20 protein-coding genes are annotated in these 21,389 nt (G+C 58.7%); 10 read left to right on the top strand and 10 right to left on the bottom strand.

Annotation, left to right across the window (positions count from 1 at the left end):
- Positions 1-72: 72 nt before the first annotated feature.
- Positions 73-3,516: a pyruvate carboxylase gene (locus tag JAO77_RS11895; RefSeq protein WP_198990598.1), complete on the bottom strand. Its 3,444-nt coding sequence runs from the start codon at positions 3,514-3,516 to the stop codon at positions 73-75.
- A 151-nt stretch (positions 3,517-3,667) separates the two neighbouring features.
- Between JAO77_RS11895 and panD the strand changes: the two genes are divergently transcribed.
- From panD to JAO77_RS11865, 6 genes are all read left to right on the top strand, one after another.
- Complete coding sequence (panD, locus tag JAO77_RS11890; RefSeq protein ID WP_198990597.1) at positions 3,668-4,015, top strand: aspartate 1-decarboxylase; 348 nt, start codon at positions 3,668-3,670, stop codon at positions 4,013-4,015.
- Positions 4,016-4,081: 66 nt separating this feature from the next.
- Positions 4,082-5,128, top strand: a complete 1,047-nt coding sequence (locus JAO77_RS11885; RefSeq protein WP_198990596.1) for a lysylphosphatidylglycerol synthase transmembrane domain-containing protein — start codon at positions 4,082-4,084, stop codon at positions 5,126-5,128.
- 132 nt (positions 5,129-5,260) lie between these two features.
- A complete protein-coding gene (rfaE2, locus tag JAO77_RS11880) occupies positions 5,261-5,731 on the top strand; it encodes a D-glycero-beta-D-manno-heptose 1-phosphate adenylyltransferase (protein WP_198990595.1) in 471 nt (156 codons plus the stop codon).
- Positions 5,732-5,804: 73 nt separating this feature from the next.
- Entirely contained in the window at positions 5,805-6,482 is a 678-nt protein-coding gene (locus JAO77_RS11875) for a zinc metallopeptidase (RefSeq protein ID WP_198990594.1), read from the top strand.
- Positions 6,483-6,630: 148 nt separating this feature from the next.
- The gene (locus tag JAO77_RS11870) at positions 6,631-7,791 is read left to right on the top strand and encodes an acyl-CoA dehydrogenase (protein ID WP_286192461.1); all 1,161 of its coding nucleotides are present in this window, start codon (positions 6,631-6,633) and stop codon (positions 7,789-7,791) included.
- A 159-nt stretch (positions 7,792-7,950) separates the two neighbouring features.
- Positions 7,951-8,877: a helix-turn-helix domain-containing protein gene (locus JAO77_RS11865; RefSeq protein ID WP_144846051.1), complete on the top strand. Its 927-nt coding sequence runs from the start codon at positions 7,951-7,953 to the stop codon at positions 8,875-8,877.
- 235 nt (positions 8,878-9,112) lie between these two features.
- Here the strand turns inward: JAO77_RS11865 and JAO77_RS11860 are convergent, their stop codons facing one another.
- From JAO77_RS11860 to JAO77_RS11850, 3 genes are all read right to left on the bottom strand, one after another.
- A complete protein-coding gene (locus tag JAO77_RS11860; protein ID WP_235998390.1) occupies positions 9,113-9,886 on the bottom strand; it encodes a geranylgeranylglyceryl/heptaprenylglyceryl phosphate synthase in 774 nt (257 codons plus the stop codon).
- Positions 9,879-10,937: a hypothetical protein gene (locus JAO77_RS11855; protein ID WP_198990592.1), complete on the bottom strand. Its 1,059-nt coding sequence runs from the start codon at positions 10,935-10,937 to the stop codon at positions 9,879-9,881. The genes JAO77_RS11860 and JAO77_RS11855 overlap by 8 nt, the downstream gene beginning before the upstream one ends.
- A 101-nt stretch (positions 10,938-11,038) precedes the next feature.
- Positions 11,039-11,419, bottom strand: coding sequence for a phage holin family protein (locus JAO77_RS11850; protein WP_198990591.1), 381 nt, complete (start codon positions 11,417-11,419; stop codon positions 11,039-11,041).
- A 142-nt stretch (positions 11,420-11,561) separates the two neighbouring features.
- Between JAO77_RS11850 and JAO77_RS11845 the strand changes: the two genes are divergently transcribed.
- Entirely contained in the window at positions 11,562-12,728 is a 1,167-nt protein-coding gene (locus tag JAO77_RS11845) for a J domain-containing protein (RefSeq protein ID WP_198990590.1), read from the top strand.
- An 80-nt stretch (positions 12,729-12,808) separates the two neighbouring features.
- The gene (locus JAO77_RS11840) at positions 12,809-13,249 is read left to right on the top strand and encodes a lipocalin family protein (RefSeq protein ID WP_198990589.1); all 441 of its coding nucleotides are present in this window, start codon (positions 12,809-12,811) and stop codon (positions 13,247-13,249) included.
- A gap of 75 nt (positions 13,250-13,324) precedes the next feature.
- Here the strand turns inward: JAO77_RS11840 and JAO77_RS11835 are convergent, their stop codons facing one another.
- Positions 13,325-14,311 (bottom strand): YpdA family putative bacillithiol disulfide reductase, encoded by a 987-nt coding sequence (locus JAO77_RS11835; RefSeq protein WP_198990588.1) that lies wholly within the window; start codon positions 14,309-14,311, stop codon positions 13,325-13,327.
- A gap of 148 nt (positions 14,312-14,459) precedes the next feature.
- Between JAO77_RS11835 and JAO77_RS11830 the strand changes: the two genes are divergently transcribed.
- Positions 14,460-15,377 (top strand): class I SAM-dependent methyltransferase, encoded by a 918-nt coding sequence (locus tag JAO77_RS11830; RefSeq protein ID WP_198990587.1) that lies wholly within the window; start codon positions 14,460-14,462, stop codon positions 15,375-15,377.
- Between the two features lie 19 nt (positions 15,378-15,396).
- Here the strand turns inward: JAO77_RS11830 and JAO77_RS11825 are convergent, their stop codons facing one another.
- Together JAO77_RS11825 and JAO77_RS11820 are read right to left on the bottom strand one after the other, a co-directional pair.
- Positions 15,397-15,843, bottom strand: a complete 447-nt coding sequence (locus JAO77_RS11825) for a DoxX family protein (protein ID WP_198990586.1) — start codon at positions 15,841-15,843, stop codon at positions 15,397-15,399.
- Between the two features lie 45 nt (positions 15,844-15,888).
- Positions 15,889-16,341 (bottom strand): 3-oxoacyl-ACP synthase, encoded by a 453-nt coding sequence (locus JAO77_RS11820; RefSeq protein ID WP_198990585.1) that lies wholly within the window; start codon positions 16,339-16,341, stop codon positions 15,889-15,891.
- 102 nt (positions 16,342-16,443) lie between these two features.
- Here JAO77_RS11820 and JAO77_RS11815 point away from each other — a divergent pair, with 102 nt between their 5' ends.
- Entirely contained in the window at positions 16,444-17,178 is a 735-nt protein-coding gene (locus JAO77_RS11815; RefSeq protein WP_198990584.1) for an MIP/aquaporin family protein, read from the top strand.
- Between the two features lie 24 nt (positions 17,179-17,202).
- Here JAO77_RS11815 and JAO77_RS11810 read toward each other — a convergent pair whose 3' ends face one another.
- Genes JAO77_RS11810 through polA form a run of 3 tightly spaced genes read right to left on the bottom strand, consistent with a single transcriptional unit; the run spans position 17,203 to position 21,319 of the window.
- Positions 17,203-17,760, bottom strand: coding sequence for a hypothetical protein (locus JAO77_RS11810; RefSeq protein WP_198990583.1), 558 nt, complete (start codon positions 17,758-17,760; stop codon positions 17,203-17,205).
- 32 nt (positions 17,761-17,792) lie between these two features.
- A complete protein-coding gene (locus tag JAO77_RS11805) occupies positions 17,793-18,404 on the bottom strand; it encodes a DUF6915 family protein (protein ID WP_198990582.1) in 612 nt (203 codons plus the stop codon).
- A 17-nt stretch (positions 18,405-18,421) separates the two neighbouring features.
- Entirely contained in the window at positions 18,422-21,319 is a 2,898-nt protein-coding gene (gene polA / locus JAO77_RS11800) for a DNA polymerase I (RefSeq protein ID WP_198990581.1), read from the bottom strand.
- Between the last annotated feature and the right edge of the window lie 70 nt (positions 21,320-21,389).

The raw sequence follows: 21,389 nt of genomic DNA, 5'->3' as shown, positions 1-21,389 counted from the left end.
GAGCGCATGTGCTGGCGTGTTACTGGTTTTAGGTAATCTGCTACGAGTAGGAATAGGGGCTATTAGTTGCGGCTAAGCCACCGTCAGCACCAGGTCGTCGGCCAGCACGCGGGTGCCTTCGCCCAGGGCGATGGCACCAACCGTGAGGTCGTCGGGAGCAGTGATGGTGGTTTCCATCTTCATGGCCTCGATAACGAAGAGCGGCGTGTTTTTCGTGACCTGCTGGCCAGCCTCGACCAGCATTTTGCTGAGCAGGCCTTGCAGCGGGGCGGCTATCTGCTTGGGGTTGGCGCGGTCGGCTTTGGCGTTGTGCACGGTTTTCACTTCCACGCCCTGGTCGCGTATCTCAAGGTTACGCGTCTGGCCATTGAGAGTGAAGAACATAGTGCGCATGCCCTCGGCATTGACCGGGCCGATGCTTTGCAGGCGGATAATAATCGACTTGCCGCGTGCAATCTCGATGATGGTTTCCTCCCCCTCTTTCAGGCCGAAGAAGAACACCGGCGTGGGCACGCGGCTCACATCGCCGTAGCTCTTGCGGAACTCCCAATAGTCAGCAAATACCTTGGGGTAAAGCAAGCTAGAGAGCAGGTCGGTGAACTGCGCGTAGGGGTGCGTTTTCTCAAATTCGGCCCACTCCTTGTCGAAGTCAATGGGCGCCAAGTGCTCGCCAGGCCGCTCGGTGAAGGGCTTCTCGTCGCGCAGTACGGCCTGCTGAATGTCCTGGGGCCAACCGCCTTCGGGCTGGCCGATGTCGCCGCGCAGCAGCTCGCGTACCGACTCGGGGAAGTTGAGCGTTGGGCCTTTCTCCAACACGTCCTGCGGCGTCAGATTATTCGACACCATGAACAAGGACAAGTCGCCGACCACCTTAGAGGAAGGCGTCACTTTCGGAATATCGCCCAGCAGTTCGTTGGCGTCGTGGAAGCGCTGCTTCACCTCGCCAAACTTGTCGAGCAGACCTAAGGCCGCCGCCTGGGGCCGCAGGTTGGAGTACTGCCCGCCGGGGATTTCGTGCTCGTAAACCTCGGCCGTGCCGGCCAGCAGGCCGCTCTCGAAGGGATAGTACTGCTCGCGCAGGGCCTCGAAGTAGTCGCTGAACTGGTTGAGGCTGGCCTGGTCGAACTCGCGGTGGCGGGGCGAGTGGCGCAGCATCTCGACCACCGAGTTGAAGTTGGGCTGCGAGGTGAGGCCCGAAAGGCCACCTAGGGCCACGTCAATCACGTTTACGCCCGCCTCCACGGCCTTGAGATAGGTGGCAGGTTGCAGGCTGCTGGTGTCGTGGGTGTGCAGGTGAATCGGAATCTTCACCGTTTCACGCAGCGCGGGTATCAGCTCGGCGGCGGCGTAGGGCTTGAGTAAGCCCGCCATATCCTTGATGCAGAGGATGTGCGCGCCAGCCTCCTCCAGCTGGCGGGCCAGCGTGAGGTAGTAGTTGAGGTTGTACTTGGGCCTGCTGGTATCGAGAATATCGCCGGTGTAGCAGATGCTGCCTTCGGCCAGGCCGGGCGTTTGCTTGCGCACGTAGTTGATGCAGCCCTCCATGCCCTTCATCCAGTTCAGGGAGTCGAAGATGCGGAACACGTCGATGCCTTTTTCGCTGGCCGTGGCCACGAATTTTTCGGTCAGGTTATCCGGGTAGGCCTTGTAGCCCACGCCGTTGGCGCCGCGTATCAGCATTTGCAGCATGATGTTGGGCACGGCCGTGCGCAGCCGCGTGAGGCGAGCCCAGGGGTCTTCGTGCAAGAAGCGCAGGGCTACGTCGAAAGTCGCGCCGCCCCACACCTCCATCGAGAACGTCTGCGGGTGCTGGCGGGCGTAGCGGTCGGCTACCTTCAGCATGTCGATGGTACGCATGCGGGTAGCCAGCAGGCTCTGGTGGGCGTCGCGCAGCGTGGTATCGGTGTAGTGGATGGCGGGCTCGGCGCGCAGCCACTTGGCAAACTCATCGGGACCTAGGGCCAGCAGCTTCTGGCGGGTGCCATCGGCGGGGGCCACGCTGAGGTCGGCGGCGGGCAGCGGGGGCTTGCGAATCTGGCGGCGCTCGTCCACGCGGCCGGCCACGTCGGGGTTGCCGTTCACGGTTATCTCCCCAATGAAGTTGAGCGTGCGCGTGGCGCGGTCGAGCCGGGTCTTAAACTGCAGCAGCTCGGGGTGGTCCTTAATGAAATCTACCGTAGCGTGGCCAGCCTGGAAGTCGGCATTGCGCACGATGTTCTGCAAGAACTGCATGTTGGTTTTCACCCCACGCACCCGAAACTCGTCGAGGGTGCGCAGCATTTTCTGGGCCGCGCTAGCCAGCGTGGGCGCCTGGGTTGACACCTTCACCAGCAGCGAGTCAAAGAACGGCGAAATCACGGCGCCCTGATACACCGAGCCTTGGTCGAGGCGGATGCCAAAGCCGCCCGCCGAGCGGTAGGCCACCACCGTGCCGTAGTCGGGCTTGAAGTCGTTGGTGGCGTCTTCGGTCGTGATGCGGCACTGCACGGCCACGCCCATGCGCGGCACCACCACATCGGGACCTAGGCCGATTTCGGGCGACTCAAGCGGGAAGCCCGAGGCGATGAAAAGCTGCGTTTTAATCAAGTCCACGCCCGTTATCATCTCGGTCACCGTGTGCTCGACCTGGATGCGGGGGTTCACCTCGATGAAGTAGATGCGGTCAAGTTCGGGGTTCACCAAAAACTCGACCGTGCCCACGTTGTCGTAGCCCACAGCCCGCCCAATCTGCAAAGCATATTCGTAGAGCTTACCGCGTAGCGACTCGGTAAGGTCCACGGCCGGGGCCACTTCTACCACCTTCTGGAAGCGGCGCTGCACCGAGCAGTCGCGCTCGTAGAGGTGCGTGAGGTGGCCGTGCTGGTCGCCCACCAGCTGCACCTCGATGTGCTTAGGGCGCTCCACAAACTTTTCGAGGAACACCGTGTCATCGCCAAACGCATTCTGAGCTTCGTTACGGGCCTCGAAAAAGCCTTTAGCCAGCTGCTCGTCGTCACGAATCACGCGCATGCCGCGGCCCCCGCCGCCACTCGCGGCTTTCAACATCACAGGGTAGCCGATGCGGTGCGCTTCGGCCAGGGCCACATCGATGTCGGTCAGGTCTTGCTCCGAGCTCTCGATGAGCGGCACGCCGCAGTTCATCGCTACTTCTTTGGCGGCTACTTTGTCACCTAGGGCCTCCATCACCTCAGGGCGCGGGCCCACGAAAATGATGCCTTCCTCGCGGCAGCGGCGGGCCAGGGTGGCGTTTTCGCTCAGAAAGCCATAGCCGGGGTGAATGGCATTGGCACCGTTTTCCTTGGCTACTTTAATAACGCCTTCGATATCGAGGTAGGGCCGCAGCGGCTCGTCGTCGCGCCCAATCTGGTACGCCTCATCGGCCTTGTAGCGGTGCAGCGAATACCGGTCTTCGTAGGTGTAGATGGCTACCGTGGGGATACCGAGCTCGGAGGCGGCGCGAAACACGCGAATGGCAATTTCCCCCCGATTGGCTACGAGCAGCTTGGTGATTTTCATACGACTGAAGGAGAGCTAGGCAGCAAGTTGGGCGGCTAAGCTACGCAGTACCCCCCATCCGTCCTAAACTCATTTGGCGTGGCCCCAGCCGCCCTTGCCGAGCATAGACGCCTGAGGCTGGTATCTTTGAGGGCTATTTTATCCTGCTTTTATGCACATCGAAGTTCTTAAATCCAAGATTCACCGCGTCAAGGTAACCCAGGCCGAGCTGCACTACGTGGGCAGCATTACCATTGACGAAGACCTGCTCGACGCCGCCAATATGGTTGAAAATGAGAAGGTAACGGTGGTAAATGTTAATAACGGCGAGCGCCTCGAAACCTACACCATCCGGGGCGAGCGCGGCACGGGCACCATCTGCCTCAACGGCCCCGCCGCCCGCCGCGTGGCTGTGGGCGACGTGGTTATCGTGTTTTCGTACGCCTTGGTCGATTTTAAAGAGGCGCGCGAGCACAAGCCGACCGTCATTTTCCCCGACCAACACAACCGCCTTACCTAAGCTGCTCGCTGCTGGCTAGTAGCTGCTAGCTTGTCAGCCAGGCCAGCAGCTACTAGCCAACAATCTATGAAGCACCTTCTTACCGTCCTTAAGTACGCGCTGCTCCTCAGCATTTCGGGCGCCCTCATGTGGTATGCGGTGCGCGGCCAAGATTTGTCGCGCATCGGGCACTACATCCGCACCGCTAACTACTTCTGGCTGAGTCTCTCGCTCGTACTTTCGGCCCTAGGATACTTCAGCCGCGCCTACCGCTGGCAAATGCAGCTCGACGCCTCCCAGCACCCCGCCTCTTACTGGAAGGTGTACCACGCCATGATGGTGGGCTACCTCGCCAACTTGGTACTGCCGCGCGCGGGCGAGGTTATCCGGTGCTCGGTGCTACGGCGCACCAGCGGCGTGCCGGTGCAGGTGGCCCTAGGTACCGTCGTGACCGAGCGCGTGATTGACGTGCTCATGCTACTTATTTTATTGAGCAGCACGCTACTACTCGATTTTAAGACCTTCTGGGGTTTCTTCAACAATGAGCTACTCGGCGGCAAAGCCGACACCATTGCTCGAAACCCCACGCCGCTGGTAATAGCGGCTGTGGTGGGGCTGGTGCTGCTGGCCAGCGTGGGCTACGCGCTGTTTCGCAATCTCGAAAAGCTGCGGCAGAACGCACTGTTTAACAAGGGCATCGTATTTGTGAAAGGCCTGCTAGCGGGCGTATTCAGCGTGCTCAAGCTCAGGAAGAAAGGGCTCTTTTTGCTCCACACGCTCTTTACCTGGCTGGTTTATTACTTGCTCGACTACCTGGCTTTCTTCTGCTTCCCCGAAACCTACGGCCTCGACATGCGTGCCGGCTTGGCGGTGCTCACCTTTGGTGCATTTGGCATGGCTGCGCCGGTGGCGGGCGGCATCGGGCCATTTCACGTGTTGGTGCAAGGCATCTTGCTGGTGTACGGCATCAGCAAGGAGGCTGGCATTGCCTACGCCTTGGTGGTGCACGGCGCCCAAACGCTGCTGGTGGTGCTCATGGGTGGCATCAGCTTTGTAGCCGTGGCAGCGGCCGACAAAGGCAACGTAGTAGACGAAGCCGATGCGCTGGTACACGAGCCGCTGACGACGGAATAGGTATTTTTTTGATTGTCATTGCGAGCGCAGCGAAGCAATCGCACCTGTTCAGTTGTACCGCTCGGGTACTCGTCGGGTGCGATTGCTTTGCTGCGCTCGCAATGACATTCTTTTTTCTCTACTATCTAACTTATGACTGCTGACAAAATTCTAACCGAAATCCAATTGCCCGCCACCCTCAACGCCTGGCGCGCCAATGGCGAGCGCATAGTGTTCACCAACGGCTGCTTCGATTTGCTGCACCTAGGGCACGTAGACTACCTCGAAAAGGCGCGAGCGCTCGGCGACCGCCTGGTGGTGGGCCTGAACACCGACGCCTCGGTGAGCGCCCTTAAGCCCGGCCGGCCACTTCAAGACCAGACCTCGCGGGCGCGCATCATGGCCGCGCTGGCTTTTGTCGATGCCGTGGTGCTGTTTGGCGAGCCCACGCCGCTGCGGCTCATCGAACTGGTGCAGCCCGACATTTTGGTAAAGGGCGATGACTACGCGATTGACGGAATTGTGGGGCACGAATTGGTGTTAAAGAGAGGCGGACAAGTCCTGACCGTGCCGCTCGTAGCGGGCTACAGCACATCGAGTATTGTAGCTAAAGCACGCGGTTAAGTAGCGCGTCTACCTAGAGGCAACCGCTACCGGGGGCTAGCCGTTTAATTAGCTACTTCATCTTTTCTTCATTATGTACCTGCTTCTGATTTTAATAATGGTCGCCAGCGCTGCGGTGCAATGGCGACTGCGTAGCAAGTTTAAAGAGTACGGCCAGGTAGGTCTGCGCGCCAACCTGAGTGGCCGCGAGGTGGCCGCCAAGATGCTCGCCGACCATGGCATCTACGACGTGCAGATTACCAGCACCGACGGTAGCCTAACTGACCACTACGACCCCACCAACAAGACCGTGAACCTAAGCGCCGACGTGTATAACGAGCGCTCGGTAGCCGCTGCTGCCGTAGCTGCCCACGAGTGTGGCCACGCTGTGCAGCACGCGCAGGCCTACAGCTTCCTCAAGTTCCGCTCGGCTATGGTGCCGGCGCTGTCGGCCGTGTCGAAGTTCATGCCCTTCCTTTTGTTGGCGGGCATCTTCATGATACGCACCAGCGTCATTCCCCTAGGTATCGGCATTGGGCTGTTTGCGCTCACAACGCTGTTCTCGTTTGTCACGCTGCCCGTCGAGTTCGACGCTTCGAGCCGGGCGCTAGCCTGGATGGACCGCAGCGGCGTGGTGACCACCCAGGAGCACGCGGGCGCCAAAGACGCGCTCTGGTGGGCAGCCATGACCTACGTAGTGGCCGCGCTTAGCTCGCTAGCCACGCTGCTCTATTACGTCAGCATTTTCCTGGGCGGTAGCCGCCGTAACTAAAGCAGCACTATCTGCTTCTTAGTGAACTAAAAAGTCGTCATGCCGGTATTCGGCATGACGACTTTTTTTCGGCCTACATGCACCCTAGGCCGTATTTTCGTGTCTCTTTTTCACTCTACCCTCCCCCTGGCTTCGGCCCCCACCCCGTATGATGACCACCACTGCCCCCACCTCCCCGTTTCAGCTCACAGAAGAGCAGCTAGCGGTGCGCGACGCGGCCCGCGACTTTGCCCAAGAGCTATGGGCAGGCGTAATTGAGCGCGACGAACACCAGAAATTTCCGGCCGAGCAAATCAAGAAGATGGGCGAGCTCGGCTTCATGGGCATGATGGTAAGCCCCGAATACGGTGGCTCGGGCCTCGACACCGTGAGCTACGTGCTGGCCATGGAAGAAATCTCTAAGGTCGATGCTTCGTGCTCGGTTATTATGTCGGTGAATAACTCGCTGGTGTGCTGGGGCCTCGAAAAATATGGCACTGAAGAGCAGAAGCAGAAGTACCTGCCTCGCCTGTGCTCGGGCGAGATAATCGGTGCTTTTGCCCTCTCCGAGCCCGAGGCGGGCTCCGACGCTACCAGCCAGCGCACCACTGCCGAAGACAAAGGCGATTACTACCTGCTGAACGGCACCAAAAACTGGATTACTAACGGCACTACGGCATCGGTATACCTCGTCATTGCCCAGACCAACCCTGAGCTAAAGTCGCGCGGCATCAACGTGCTGATTGTGGACAAGGACATGCCCGGCTTTCAGCAAGGGCCGAAGGAGAATAAACTTGGTATTCGGGGCTCTGACACGTGCTCGCTGCTCTTCAACGATGTGAAGGTGCCTAAGGAGAATCGCATTGGCGAAGATGGCTTCGGCTTCAAGTTTGCCATGCAAGTGCTGGCTGGTGGCCGCATCGGCATTGCGGCGCAGGCCCTAGGTATCGCCTCGGGCTCGCTTGAGCTCAGCATCAAGTATGCGAAGGAGCGCAAGGCCTTTGGCGTAGAGATTGCCAAGCACCAAGCCATTCAGTTCAAGCTGGCCGACATGGCGACCAACATAGAAGCCGCGCGCCTGCTGTGCCTAAAGGCTGCCGCTGATAAGGACAACGGAGCCGACTACGCCAAGAGCGGCGCCATGGCCAAGCTCTTCGCTTCAAAGACTGCCATGGACGCTTCGGTCGAGGCAGTGCAGATTCACGGCGGCTACGGTTTTGTGAAAGAATACCACGTAGAACGCTTCATGCGAGACGCTAAAATCACGCAGATTTACGAAGGCACTTCTGAAATTCAGAAAATTGTGATTTCGCGGGAAATACTCAAATAGGCCTTCTGCGGCCCTTGTTTTCAAGCATTTTGCACAAAACCCAGGCCTTTTGGCTTGGGTTTTTATTTTTACTGAATTTTTCCATGCTTTATTGGATTATTAAGTCGTAACTTTCGGCACTTTTAACACCCATTATACCCAAGAGCTACTCATTAACTTATGGAAGATTACAATAAAGTCATCGAATCACTAGGGGTCCGCTACATAAAGGCCAAGAATTTGGTACTACGGCAAGGCTTTACGGCCCGCAACGTATATGACGTGGGTAATAATATTATTTTATTGCACCGGGGACAAATTCGCTTCGGCGAAGACGAGCAAGTCGTAGAAGAAGGCGAACTGCTGTTTGTGCCGGGCGGCCGCGCCACCCGTATTGGCTACGGCGCCGGGGCTAGCAGCCGGGTTATTTCTAACGACGACCTGATTACAAACAAGGACCGGTTCTTCTCTTCTAACGATAACCTGGACCTTATTGGCGACGCCGAAGAAAGCCACAGCTTTGTAGCCTTCGAGGCCAAAGTATTCGACTCGGTTAACTTTTTCTCGTCTCTCGACGTGCCGGCCTTTGTTATCAAAGGCAACTCTAAGCTGGCTAACCTTATTATTAAAGTTGTTGAAGAAACGCTACAAGATTTGCCGGGTCGCGAGCGGCTGGTAAGCATCTACACCGAAAACATCGTGGTGGAGGTAGTGCGCTACATCTTGCGCAATAACCTCTTTGTGGAGCAGCTTGCCACCAACAGCACGTACTTCAAAGACCCGCGCCTCATTGACCTGTTCAACTTCATTAAGGAGAACCTGAGCGGTGACCTCTCGAACAAGGTGCTGGCTGGCGTAGCAGGCGTGAGCGAGGACTATGTGGGCCAGTATTTCAAGATGCTGACCAACATTAACCCTCAGGACTACATCGAATACCAGCGCATGGAGCGTGCGGTATCGCTGCTGCGCACTACCAAGAAGAGCATCCGCGACATCGGCCGCGAGGTGGGATATAAAGACACTGCCTACTTCTGCCGCCGTTTCAAGATGATGTTTGGCATTCCGGCCGGTAAGATGCGCCGCCGCGAATCGGCCATGAACATCTAGGACCGCAGATTCGAACGGATTTGTCGGATTTAACGGATACGCCTGCTATAGCAGGCTGACTAACTGGTTATACTATTCAAAAACACAACAGGCCGCCCAAATAGGCGGCCTGTTGTGTTTTTGAATAGTATGTAGAGGTCTTGACTTCTAGGTGGACACAGTGGGCGTAGTATAGCCTAATGGCTGCAGACTGGCATTCTGCACTATTATGCCTCTCCTGAATAGCTAGCCCGCTTTAGCGGGCGTATCCGTTAAATTCGACAAATCCGTTCGAATCTGCGGTACGGGTAGCGGCTACGGCTTCGGCTAGGAAGTTGGGGTTGTGCTCGATATGGTTGCCTACTACTACGAGGTCGGCGCCGGCACCTAGGGCGGCGTGAATCTTCTCGCCCGTGTTTAGCCCGCCGCCCACGATGAGGGGCACATCTACGGCTTCGCGCACGGCCCGTATCATGGCCGCCGACACGGGGTGCTGGGCGCCACTGCCCCCGTCGAGGTACATGAGGCGCAGTCCTAGCTGCTCGCCGGCCATGGCCGTAGCCGCCGCGATGCTGGGCTTGTCGTGGGGCAAAGGCGTGGTGCCGCTGATGTACGACGCCGTGGTGGGGCGGCCACTATCAACCAGCATATAGCCGGTGGGCAGCAGTTGCAAGCCGCTCTGGCGCAGGCGCGGGGCAGCTACTACGTGCTGCCCGATGAGAAAGTCAGGATTGCGCCCCGAGATGAGCGACAGTAGCAGTATGCCATCAGCGGCGGGGTCTACGTGCAGGGCGTGGCTCGGAAACAGGATAACGGGCACCTGCGGCGCCTCAGCCTTCAGCAACGCAATGAGGGCAGCTTGGTGCTCGGTAAGCACCAGGCTGCCCCCAACGAGGAAGAAATCAACGGGGTGCTGACGGGCCAAGCGCAGCAAGTGGCGCAGGCTATCGGCAGCAAAATCATCGGGGTCGAGCAGCACGGCCAGGGCCTTGCGCCCGCGCCGCCGCAGCCCGACTAGCGAATCAAGCAAGCGGCTCGCGGTGGGAGTTGGCGTCGGTGTCGTGGTGGGCGGCAGCAGAGGCATCCTGAGCGGCAGTGTTGGCAGGCCAAGTAACAGGCGAAGCGCCCGCCAAGGCCGATGAGTGCGCAAGGTCGGCATTTTTGCCGGCTTTGTCCTCATTGCGCGGCAGAATATCCTTCACCTTGCTGCTCACGAAGGCCAGGGCCATTGCGGCAGCCTGCGCTACTAGCACCTTACCCGTTTCACTCTGGGCAAAGGCCATCACAGTTGGTATCAGCCACGGCTTTTTAGCCTCGGTCGTTTCGTTTTCAGCAGGTTGCGCGTACTCATCTTTCTCATCCAGCTCGGTAAAGCTATCCGATTCTGGTAAGCGGCGGCTATCGTCGTAAGGGCGCGCTTGGTACGAATTGGGCGAAGCAAACGAATGGGACGGCTCCGCGTCATCTAGGTCATCATCACCTTGGTCTTCGTCGGTGTGGTACACGCCAGTATCGGTGCTGTACACGCCTGGGTCGTCGTGGCTGCCGTAGGTGGTATCCGTATCGGTAGCGCCTTCGCTATACGCATCGGTGCCGTGCTGCGAGCTAGAGTGGGCCGGGAAGTCGGGATAATCGCTCAGGCCATTATCGTCGTCATCGCTATCCTCATCCTGGAAGTAGTCGGCCCGATTACCCTCTTGGTAAAAGCCATCTTCTTCTGAGTAGCGGTTGGCGTGGTCGTAAGCGTACTCTGGCGAGTTGTAAGCGGTAGCCAAGGCATCTAGCTCCTCGTCGTGCGCATCATCGTAGCCTTCGTAGCCATCAAAGCCCGCGTAGTCTTCGAAGGAAGAATGGCGCTTATGCTTTTTATGCTTCTTCTTGCTTTTGTTGCCGCTAAAGGCTTTCACGAGCAGCCACACACCGCCGGCCACACCCGCGCCCACTAGCGCTAGCTTGCCGACATGAATGGTCTGCTCTTTTATTTCTTCGACATCACCGCGCAAAGCCCGTTCATACTCGAGCTTTTTGCGCTCCAGAAATTCCTTTTCGTCTTCAAACAGCGGGTTGTTCGGCTCAGCCATAGTAGGTGTTGGTTGCTAAGTAGAGGAGAGAAACGTGGGGCAGGCGCCCTAGGTAGGCTCGGCAGGGCAAGGGCGACCTAGGGTGCCGCCGGCCGGACAAATTACTTTGCCGCGTCGCGCTTATCCGATTTGTAGATGGTGTTATTGAGCAGCTTATCAGCTACCCCTTGAAATACTTTCTTATCGACGCCCACGAAGAAAAGCACCGCCAGCACCAAGTATAGCGCCGCTACCAGCCCAAAGCCGGCCGATGGGCTTTCGAGCGCTTGGTTCAGGGCCAGGCCCAGGTAAACGGAGCCAAACACGATGAATAGGATACCTAGAAAAGCTAGGGCTACGCCGTGTACAGTGCTCACAAACACACCCTTAACCTTCTCCTGAGTTTCGAGGCGCACAATGTCGATGCGCGTGTCGAGGTAGCCGGTGAGGTTGCTGATGAGGCTATCGTTGCGCGGCGTTTTGTCGTCGGTCAGGGTCGCCATAAAAGAGGAATTGTTTAGCTAGAAGTTGCGGTTAAGAAGCAGGCGCCGTGGGCAACAGCCCGCCTACCTAGGGCGTTCTTTACGCAAAACTTGCGGCCAGGGCTAACTTTTATCCCTGGCTTCTCTTTAATTTTTTCGGGACGTGAGTCAAAATCATTACCAGGTGCTAGGGGTGCCCGCAACGGCTTCGGTCGAGGTTATCAAGCAGGCCTACCGGCGCTTAGCCAACCAGCTGCACCCCGACAAGCACGGCGGCGACCCACGCCACGAAGAGCAATTTAAGGCCGTAGCCGCCGCCTACCGGGTGCTGTCTGACCCCGGCCGCCGCGCCCAGTACGACTACCAGTTGCAGCAAGCTGCCCAGTACGCCGACAGCCAGCGCCGCGCCGCGGCCGAAGCTGCCGCCAGTGGCCCCTCGGTGTACCACATGCCCCCGCCCATGGCCACCCGCCCGCTGCGCACCCGCCCCCCGGCAGGCAGCCGCGAGCGCCACTACCAGCAGCGCGTGCCTCGCCAGCAGGTGCGCTTCAACCGCCAGGATTTCTGGTTGGTAGCGGCCATTACGGGGCTCATTTTCTTGTTTGGTATCTCGGCCAAGGTGGTGATGGACCGCGTGGCGGCGGGCGTTAATTACGACGACGCTCGCAAGGCCTTTGCCCAGGGCCAGTGGAGCACTGCCTACAGCTACCTCGACCAAGCCATTGCCTTCCGCGACGACTACACCTCGGCCCTGCGCCTGCGGGGCCAGCTCGCCGAAGACATTAACCACGACTACGCCACGGCCCGGGCCGACTACCAAGCTGCCCTACTGGCCAGCGCCGCTGGCACCGACCCACTGCCCACCCCCGAAACCGCCCGCGTGCTCTACCGCCTAGGTCGCTGCCAGGTAGTGCTGCACCAGCCGGCCGAGGCTGAGCGTAGCTACTCGCAGGCCTTACGCCTCGACACTACACTAGCCGAGGCCTACCTGGCTCGCGGCGAAAACCGCCTGCTTGACCTACGCCGCCCCCGCCCCGCCCTGGCCGACCTGCGCCAGGGCCACCGCCAATACCAGCGCCTGGGCCGCGCCGTACCCCTTTCCTACCTGCAGGCCGAGGGCGCCGCGTTGGCCCACCTAGGGCGCTACGCCGACGCCCGCACTGCCTACTTTCAAGCGCTAGAGAGCCAGCCCGAAGACGGCCGCACGCTGTTTTTGCTGGGCCGATTGGCACAGCAGATGGGCGACTCAGCTACTGGGTGCGCGTTTTTTCAGCGCGGGGCAGCGGCAGGCTACTCTTATGCCATCCCGGCGGCCAGCGCTTGCCAGTAGGCGATACTCACCTGCAAATGAGCGAGAATGCGTGGCCAGAGTGTAGCTTGCGTTCTCATTCTACTTAGCTCTCTCCTGCTATGAAAAAAGCCTACCTTCTTCTCATCGGAATAGCTGCCCTAGGCGCTTGCGATAAAAACAGCGAGCCCGCACCTGCTCCTTCGCGCACCGAATTGTTGACGACCCCTAAGTGGAAGATATCGACTGGCACAGTTAGCCTTGGCACAAATTCATTCCCAATCAACGTAGTGCTCCCTACTTGCTACAATGACGACACTTTCAAGTTTAACACGGATAAGACTGTGGTAGACGATGCTGGTGCAACCAAATGCAATGCCACGGACCCGCAAACGCAAACCGGCTCTTGGAGCTTTGCTAACAGCGAGCAGACACAAATGCAGCTCACCGTACCTAATACGCCTCTAAATGGCACTTTCGATATCAAAGAACTAACAAGCAACAGCTTGCGCTTGACCGGCACTCTGAGTGGCGCCACGGTAGATGTTACGTTCGCTCCCTAGCTCTCTAACCAACACATAAAAAAGCCGCTTGCTTTGTACGAAGCAAGCGGCTTTTTTATGCGGTATTGTTGCTTCCTAGGCATTTACCGGAGCGCCAGCTAGCGCCGCCGCAATGAGCTGCGCGTGGTGCCGGCCGTTCTCAATAAACCAGCGGCTGGTGGCCAAGCCGCCGCACACGGTGCCGGCGGCGTACACGCCGGGGCGCGCCGTTTCGTGCGTGGCAGGGTCGAAAAGAATGGGCCGGGCGGGGTCGTTTTCATCTAGCGGCAGGGCCAGCATATCGACCAGCAGCGAGTAATCGGGGCGGTAGCCGGTGAGGGCGTACACGTAGTCGGCCGGAATACTGAGCGGTCCTTCGGGCGTAATGACCTCTACTGTGTGCGGCGTGATAGCCGTGATGGTGGTATTAAAATACGCCGTAATGCGCCCCTCCTTGATGCGGTTGAGCAGGTCGGGCCGAATCCAGTACTTCACGCTCTCCGACACTTCGGCGCCGCGCACTACCAGCGTGGCACGGGCTCCCGAGCGAGCCAGCGACAACGCGGCTTTGGCCGACGAATTTTTGGCTCCTACCACCACTACGTTTTGGCCGGCGTGGGCGTAGGGCTCTTTAAAATAATGATTTACGTGCGGCAAGTCCTCGCCAGGTACCCCTAGGGGGTTGGGCACGTCGAAAAAGCCGGTGGCTACTACGACGGTGCGGGTGGCGATTTCGCCCTTCGTGGTTTCGACCACAAAGTCGCCGGCCTGGCCACGCAGGCCGGTTACGCGCTCGTAGAGGCGCAGACTAAGCTTTTCGGAGGCGGCCACGCGCTGGTAGTAGTCGAGGGCATCTTCGCGGTGCGGCTTGTAAGAAGCCATCGGGAAGGGGTAGCCCCCGATTTCGAGCAGCTCGGGAGTAGAGAAAAACTCCATATTGGTGGGGTAGCCCACAATAGAGTTGACCAGGGCGCCCTTATCTACCACCGCCACGCTGAGGCCCTGGCGCTGAATTTCGAGCGCGCAGGCCAAGCCCACGGGGCCGGCCCCGATTACAATGGCGTCTAGCTTTTCAGTTATCATCGAACAAGTATCAGTTGGCAATTAGCTACTCAACCAACGACTTGCCGCGGAGTTGGGTTCTGCTGCTGAACTTTACAGCTAAAATCAGTTGCCTTTATCGCCCAGCCGCCTTGCTGATAATTGATAATTGCTCACTGATAATTGAAAAATGCGTCATTGTGATTTGTGCGGAGCCACGCGCTTCGAGCCCCTCCCCTTTTACTATCTCTTTGACGGCCAGCGCCTGCAAGGCACCCGTTGCACCAGCTGCGACCTCGCTTTTCTCGACCCCCAGCCCACGCCAGCGCAGCTCGAAAAGCTGTATGGTAAGGAATACTTCACGGACCGCCCCAACTACGACCGTACCGAAAAGGATAAGGCGTTTATTGAAGAAGGCAAAAACCTGGATTTGAGTAAGGTCAAGGAAGACAAGTTCACGACCTATATGCAGCGGCACTACCCCGGCCGCAAATTTCGGTACCTAGAGGTGGGCTGCGGCCCCGGCTACACCCTTAAGAGCCTGCAAAGCCTGGGCTGGGAAACCTCAGGCCTCGAAATATCGGCCCACGCCGCCGACTATGCCCGCCGCGAGTTGGGCCTACCCGTGGTGACCGGCAACATCGAAACCACCGAGGACTTTCACGAAAATCAGTTCGACCTAGCCTACCTAGGCGACGTGCTAGAGCACCTGCTGTCGCCGGCCGCCGCCATCCGCAAGTTTGGCCGCATCCTGAGCCCCGGCGGGCTGCTGGTGCTAGCCCTGCCCAGCGTGACGAACCTGCCGAGCATGCGCCTGGGTTTTGCCGCCTACAAAGCCCTAGGTCGCCAGCGCCGCATGGATATTCTACCCTACCACCTCTACGAGTTCACGCCAAACACCATCCGCAAGATGCTGGCCAAAAACGGTTTTTCGGTGGTCGATTTGCTCAACCCCGTGAAGGCGCCGGCCAATATCCGCCTAGGTGGCAACCTCGTGGAGCAGGCCACCAAGCTCGGCACGCAGTACCCTACTTACTGGCTCAATAAGCTGACTGGCCAGTTTGGCGACCGCATGTTTGTGGTGGCTAAAAATGAGAAGGCGCAGTAGCGAGAAGCTCCGCTGCACACTACTTTTTGCGCAGTGCCTTGAGTGCGCCGGTGCTCCATAGGGCTGCGCCCACCAGCACGGGCTGCCCAAATAGCCGGGCCAGCCGCTTGCCATCGGTGTCGAGGTTGAACGCCGAAATGCGCTCCGTATACTGGTGAATATTGCCCGGAAAAATAGCCACGTAAAACGCCGCTAGGCCCAGGCCCATACGCACCCGGTTTTTGCCTTTCAGGAAAAGCAGGGCCAGCCCTAGGGCGATTTCGACCACGCCCGAGAGTAGCACCACAGTGTCTTTGTCCATCGGCACGAAGTCGGGCACCTGGGCCTGAAAATCGTGGCGCACGAAGGTGAGGTGGCCGGTGCCGGCCACCACCATAAAGCTGCCCAGCAGGCAGCGCGCCACGTCTTGCAGCGGGGTGGTTTTGGGGGCCGGGAGGGTGGCTAGTTGGCGAAGAGTAGCTTCCATACTCCTGCTTACGTCTACCTGAGCTGGCAGGGTGCGCGGGCGGTGCTAGCTCACGGCCAACACCCGCACCGGCTTGCCGTTGAATAGCACTTCTTCGCCGGCCCGCCGCCCGCTCAGGGCCGCCGCCAGCGGTGCGGCCGGCGACACGGCCATAAACTCCTGCCCATCGGACGTGGCCAGCCGCCCTGCGCTAACGCTCAGGTAAAACAGCCCTAGGCTGGTGCTGGCCAGTGCCCCCAGGCGTACGGTGTCGCTGGCGAGCTCAGGGTTGATTTTTTGCAGCGCCCCCAATAGCTGCTGGGCCTCGTGGAGCTGGGCGGCGTGGCGGTCGCGCTCTTGCTGGGCCATAGCGCGGCCAGTTTCGTACTTGTCGCCGGCGCTGCTTTTGGTATCGGTATTTGATGAATCCTGGGCGGCTTGCATCTCGGCGCGGGCCAGGGCTATGCGCTGGGTCAAGAAAGCCTGGCAGGCGGCGTAGTAAATAGATTTCGCAGACATTGGGGGCTAAGTTAGAGCGCCGAAACAAACAACCTGCGGTGCCGCGCCTACGGGTAACCCAGCAACCCAGCTAGGCCCTACCCCATTTTCTACCCTTCCTAGATGAGTCCTTTCACCGCCGAGCTGGTGGGCACCGCTGTGCTCATGCTCACGGGCACCGCCACCAATGCCAACGTAGTACTGGCCGACACCAAGGGCCACAACAGTGGCTGGCTGGTCATCGCTACAGGTTGGGCCCTGGCCGTGTACGTGGGTGTGGTAGTAGCCAACCCCTACAGCGGCGCCCACCTCAACCCCGCCGTATCGCTGGGCCTGGCGCTGGCCGGCAAGTTTGCGTGGGCGCAGGTGCTACCCTACGTGCTGGCCCAACTGTTGGGCGCCGCCCTAGGGTCTTTACTGGCGTGGCTGCTGTTCAAAGACCATTTCGACCGCACCCCCGAGCCACTTCTGAAGTTAGCGGTATTCTGCACCGGCCCGGCCATCCGCAACCATAAGCTAAACTTACTCAGTGAGGTAGTAGGCACGCTGGTACTCCTACTGGTTGTTTTTTACAACAGCCAAACCCAGCCCGAGCTCACGGCTACGCACACGGCCATTGGGCTGGGTGCAGTAGGCGCGCTACCAGTGGCGCTGCTAGTGTGGATTATCGGCCTTGGCCTAGGTGGCACTACTGGCTACGCCATTAACCCTGCCCGTGACCTGATGCCGCGCCTTATGCACTCGCTATTGCCTATCCGGGGCAAGGGCAGCAGCGAGTGGTCTTACGCCTGGGTTCCGGTAGTGGGGCCGCTGCTAGGAGCCGCGCTAGCGGCGGGACTGTTTGGGTGGCTGGGGTAGTCTGCTACTACGCTTTCGCCAACTTTAAGGTAGAGTGAATAAGACGCGACGGCCAGAATAGTCATCACTCATATCAGGGTCATATGTACCTCCCTGCTCATCTTCTTCATCTCCTGAAGCAACGGAATCAATAGGAGTATCTACTTCGCTGGTAAGTGGCTGGCTCTCTATACTGTTAGACACCTCAGTAGGTAACGGCTCCTTTTCACGAGGACTGACTCCTATATCGGCTAACTGCTCGTCAGAGAGATAGTCTTTCCAGCTATCATCATCGTCCCAGTAAGTAGTTGCCCGCGATTTATAATCTATAATTATCTCCTTGCCTTCCTGAAAGATGCGTCCATCACCCTGCATGCTAAACTCGCCGGCGGCGGGTAGGTCCAACAGTTCGGTGATATACTCATCCATGAGCACAGACAAATCATTATCAGAGCTGTAATTGGCTTTCAGCTCGCTATCATCAATCTTGGTATATACAAAGCTTTCATCGCCACCACAATCCCAACGCACACTCAACTTATGCCCCGCCTTCAGCAGGTGTACGAGTTGCGTTTGAATAGCTGACAGAGGACCATCCAGCATGGCGTCATTTATTAAAAAGGTGAATTGGTAGCTTACTCTTGCTCCTGCTGTTGCAGCCAAGCCAAGGCCCGGGGGTCGGGGCGATATTGCCAAGGGTGGCGCAAAGTAATATGCGCCAGCAACTGGGCCACCGGCACTGGTGCAGGCTGCCACCGCAGCAGCTCCTCGGCAGCAGCAAGGCCTAGTAGCTGCTCGGCGAGGTACATGCCAAATGTGCTGCACGTGAGCAGCAGCGCAGCTACCTGACCAGTACGCAAATAAGGCCGCAGCAGTAGTTGCCGCAACGCTGGTGTTAGCGTTGCAGGCAACTCATCGGGGCTAGCTATGGGTAGGGCAGCCAGCAACTCTGGGGCAGGGCCTGGTAGCCACTCCGCTAGCGTAGGCACTCGGCCCAACAGGTCTTCTTGGCAATGAGCGGCAGCCACATCGCGCACCAACACCTGTCGGTTATCACTGGTAGTCAACACATCACCTAGCAGCTCGATAGCCCATTCAATACCTACGGTATGATGCAGCAATAATCGGTGCCGGGGATGGTAGCAAAACAACTTACTGCTATCCAGAAAGCGATGCACAGGTAAAAAATCACCCGGCTGCCCACCAAACTTATGCTGCGACAGCAAGCAGTGTTTCCAAATATTCATGCTACTTACAAGCTCACCTAGTGCGCCTTCAGCCAGTTGTCGCCGGTGCCTACTTCCACCTCTAGCGGCACGCCGTGGGGCAGCAGCAGGGCAGTGGTCATTAGCTCGCGGATTTTGGGCGTCACATATTCCACTTCTTCATTTACGGCGTCGAACACGAGTTCGTCGTGCACCTGCAGTATCATTTTGGTACCTAGGCGCTCTTTTTCGAGCCAATCGTGGATGTTAATCATCGCCATCTTGATGATGTCGGCGGCCGTGCCCTGGATGGGCGCGTTGATGGCGTTGCGCTCAGTGTAGCCGCGCAGCGTAGCGTTGCGCGAGTTGATGTCGCGCAGGTAGCGGCGGCGCTTGAGCAAGGTTTCGGCGTATTCGAGCTCGCGGGCGCGGTTAATGCTGTCGTCCATGAACTGCTTCACCGACGGGAACTCTTGGAAGTAGGTCTCGATGATATCAGTCGCCTCCTTGCGGCTGATGCCGATGCGCTGGGCCAGGCCGAAGGCTGAGATGCCGTAGATGATACCGAAGTTGACGGTCTTAGCCTTGCGGCGCATCTCGCTATCCACTTCTTCTAGGGGCACATGGAAAACCTTACTAGCGGTGCTGCGGTGCACATCCTGCCCTAGGCGGAAGGCTTCTATCATCGTGGCATCGCCCGAGAAGTCGGCCATGATGCGCAGCTCGACCTGCGAGTAGTCGGCCGCCAACAAAATGTGGTTTTCGTCGCGCGGCACGAAGGCCTTGCGGATTTCGCGGCCCTTCTCGGTGCGGATGGGAATGTTCTGCAGATTGGGGTTGGTCGACGACAAGCGCCCGGTAGCCGTCACGGCCTGGTTGAAGGTCGTGTGCACGCGGCCATCGGTGCACACCAGCTGCGGTAGGGCTTCTACGTAGGTGCTGCGCAGCTTGGTGAGCTGGCGGTACTCCAGGATGAGGCCCGCGATGGGGTAATCGCCGGCCAGCTGGCTCAGTACTTCTTCGCCGGTGGCGTACTGGCCGGTCTTAGTTTTTTTGATTTTGCCGCCGCCAATCTGCATCTTATCAAACAGCACCTCGCCTAGCTGCTTGGGCGAGCCGATGTTGAACTCCTGCCCGGCTTCTTTGAAAATCTGGGTTTCGAGCTCCTGCACATAGCCTTGCAGCTCGGCCGAGTACTCATTCATGGCGCCCGAGTCGATGCGCACGCCAGCGTGCTCGATGTCGGCAAGCACCGGTACCAGCGGGTTTTCGACATCGTTGAGCAAGCCCAGCAGCCCTAGGTCCTTGAGCATGGGCTCAAACACGTGGCGCAGCTGCAGGGTCACGTCGGCGTCTTCGCAGGCGTAGTCTTTCACGCGGGCCGGCTCCAGGTCGGCCATTGTCTTCTGGTTCTTACCCTTGGGCCCGATGAGGTCGGTGATGGGCACCGGCGAATAATGCAGGTAGGTTTCGGCCAGCACGTCCATGTTGTGGCGCATGTCGGGTTCGATGAGGTAGTGCGCCAGCATGGTATCGAAGAACGGCCCGCTTACGCGCACATTGTAGTTCTTCAGTATCAGCAGGTCGTACTTGATGTTTTGCCCGATTTTCAGAATCTGCTCGTTCTCGAAGAAGGGACAAAACTCATTTACCAGCGCCTGGCTGGCCTCGGCGTCGTCGCTGGGCACGGGCACGTAGTACGCCTCGCCCGGCACCCAGCTAAAGCTCAGGCCTACCAGTCGCGCCGTCATAGTGTTCAGGCCCGTGGTTTCGGTATCAAAGCTGACTTCCTTTTGCTGGAGCAAGAACTGCATCAGCGACTTGCGCAGCTCGGGCGTGTCCACCAGGTGGTAGTGGTGCGGCACGTCTTCCAAGGTTTTGGTGGGGCCGTCGTAGTACTCGGCGGGCGCATCGGGCCCTAGGTCGCCGTTTTCGGCCGCGTTGATAACGGCCGCGCTGCCCTCGCCAAAAAGCGAGCCCTGGCCAGCTGGGGCCGCGGCTACTTTGGGCCGGCGGGCGCCGCGGCCCACGGGGGCTGCCGGTGCCCGGCCGGCGCTGCCCGCGCCACTCTCACCCAGCACGCGGGCGGCGAGCTGCCGAAACTCCAGCTCCTCAAACAACGCCCGCAGCCGCGTGGCATCGGGCGCATCCATTACCAGTTTATCGGCCTCAAAGTCAATGGGCACGTTCACGTGTATCGTGGCTAGCTCCTTACTCAGCAACCCCTGCTCAGCGAAGTTGCGCACGTTTTCCTGCTGCTTGCCTTTCAACTTGTCCGAATTGGCAATCAGGTTTTCGACCGAGCCAAACTGCTTGATAAGCGCCTTAGCCGTCTTCTCCCCAATGCCGGGAATACCCGGAATGTTATCGCTTGCGTCGCCCTGCAAGCCTAGGATATCAATCACTTGCTCGGTGCGCTCAATCTCGAAGCGCTCCAGCACGTGCTGCACATCAAGCACCTCGGCCGCGTTGCCCATGAAGGCGGGGCGGTAAATCTTGATGTGCTCGGTCACGAGCTGGCAATAATCTTTGTCGGGCGTCATCATAAACACCTCAAAGCCTTCGGCCTCGGCCTTCTGGGCTAGGGTGCCAATCACGTCGTCGGCCTCGTAGCCGGGCATCAGCAATATCGGGATGTGGAACCCCTCAATAATCTGCTTGATGTACGGGATGGCAATGCCAATGTCCTCGGGCATGGCCTGGCGATTGGCCTTGTAGTTCTCGTCCTTCTCGTGCCGAAAGGTCTTGCCCGAGTCGAAGCACACCCCTAGGTGGGTCGGCTTCTCCTTGAGCAGCACCTCTACCAGGGTATTAGTAAAGCCCAGGATGGCCCCGGTATTCATGCCCTTCGAGTTGACCCGAGGGTTTTTGGCAAAGGCAAAGTGCGAGCGGTAGATGAGGGCAAAAGCGTCAAGCAGGAAAAGCTTTTTGGCGGGCGAGGGCGTGGTTTCAGACATAGCAAACAAAGTACGGAAAGACGCTTAAAACCGCCGGACTAATTTTAGTGGCTAGTTTACTAAGCTGGTT

It is taken from the genome of Hymenobacter sp. BT559 (assembly GCF_016427535.1).
In the GTDB taxonomy this organism is placed as follows: Bacteria; Bacteroidota; Bacteroidia; order Cytophagales; family Hymenobacteraceae; genus Hymenobacter.
Note: the sequence above shows the minus strand (reverse complement) of the source record. Positions and strands in the feature narration are given on the sequence as shown.

Bases quoted from the DNA above. Each gene is read 5' to 3' on its own strand.
- JAO77_RS11895 (WP_198990598.1), bottom strand. From the start codon at position 3,516: ATGAAAATCACCAAGCTGCTCGTAGCCAATCGGGGGGAAATTGCCATT.
- panD (WP_198990597.1), top strand. From the start codon at position 3,668: ATGCACATCGAAGTTCTTAAATCCAAGATTCACCGCGTCAAGGTAACC.
- JAO77_RS11885 (WP_198990596.1), top strand. From the start codon at position 4,082: ATGAAGCACCTTCTTACCGTCCTTAAGTACGCGCTGCTCCTCAGCATT.
- rfaE2 (WP_198990595.1), top strand. From the start codon at position 5,261: ATGACTGCTGACAAAATTCTAACCGAAATCCAATTGCCCGCCACCCTC.
- JAO77_RS11875 (WP_198990594.1), top strand. From the start codon at position 5,805: ATGTACCTGCTTCTGATTTTAATAATGGTCGCCAGCGCTGCGGTGCAA.
- JAO77_RS11870 (WP_286192461.1), top strand. From the start codon at position 6,631: ATGATGACCACCACTGCCCCCACCTCCCCGTTTCAGCTCACAGAAGAG.
- JAO77_RS11865 (WP_144846051.1), top strand. From the start codon at position 7,951: ATGGAAGATTACAATAAAGTCATCGAATCACTAGGGGTCCGCTACATA.
- JAO77_RS11855 (WP_198990592.1), bottom strand. From the start codon at position 10,937: ATGGCTGAGCCGAACAACCCGCTGTTTGAAGACGAAAAGGAATTTCTG.
- JAO77_RS11850 (WP_198990591.1), bottom strand. From the start codon at position 11,419: ATGGCGACCCTGACCGACGACAAAACGCCGCGCAACGATAGCCTCATC.
- JAO77_RS11840 (WP_198990589.1), top strand. From the start codon at position 12,809: ATGAAAAAAGCCTACCTTCTTCTCATCGGAATAGCTGCCCTAGGCGCT.
- JAO77_RS11835 (WP_198990588.1), bottom strand. From the start codon at position 14,311: ATGATAACTGAAAAGCTAGACGCCATTGTAATCGGGGCCGGCCCCGTG.
- JAO77_RS11830 (WP_198990587.1), top strand. From the start codon at position 14,460: ATGCGTCATTGTGATTTGTGCGGAGCCACGCGCTTCGAGCCCCTCCCC.
- JAO77_RS11825 (WP_198990586.1), bottom strand. From the start codon at position 15,843: ATGGAAGCTACTCTTCGCCAACTAGCCACCCTCCCGGCCCCCAAAACC.
- JAO77_RS11820 (WP_198990585.1), bottom strand. From the start codon at position 16,341: ATGTCTGCGAAATCTATTTACTACGCCGCCTGCCAGGCTTTCTTGACC.
- JAO77_RS11815 (WP_198990584.1), top strand. From the start codon at position 16,444: ATGAGTCCTTTCACCGCCGAGCTGGTGGGCACCGCTGTGCTCATGCTC.
- JAO77_RS11810 (WP_198990583.1), bottom strand. From the start codon at position 17,760: ATGCTGGATGGTCCTCTGTCAGCTATTCAAACGCAACTCGTACACCTG.
- JAO77_RS11805 (WP_198990582.1), bottom strand. From the start codon at position 18,404: ATGAATATTTGGAAACACTGCTTGCTGTCGCAGCATAAGTTTGGTGGG.
- polA (WP_198990581.1), bottom strand. From the start codon at position 21,319: ATGTCTGAAACCACGCCCTCGCCCGCCAAAAAGCTTTTCCTGCTTGAC.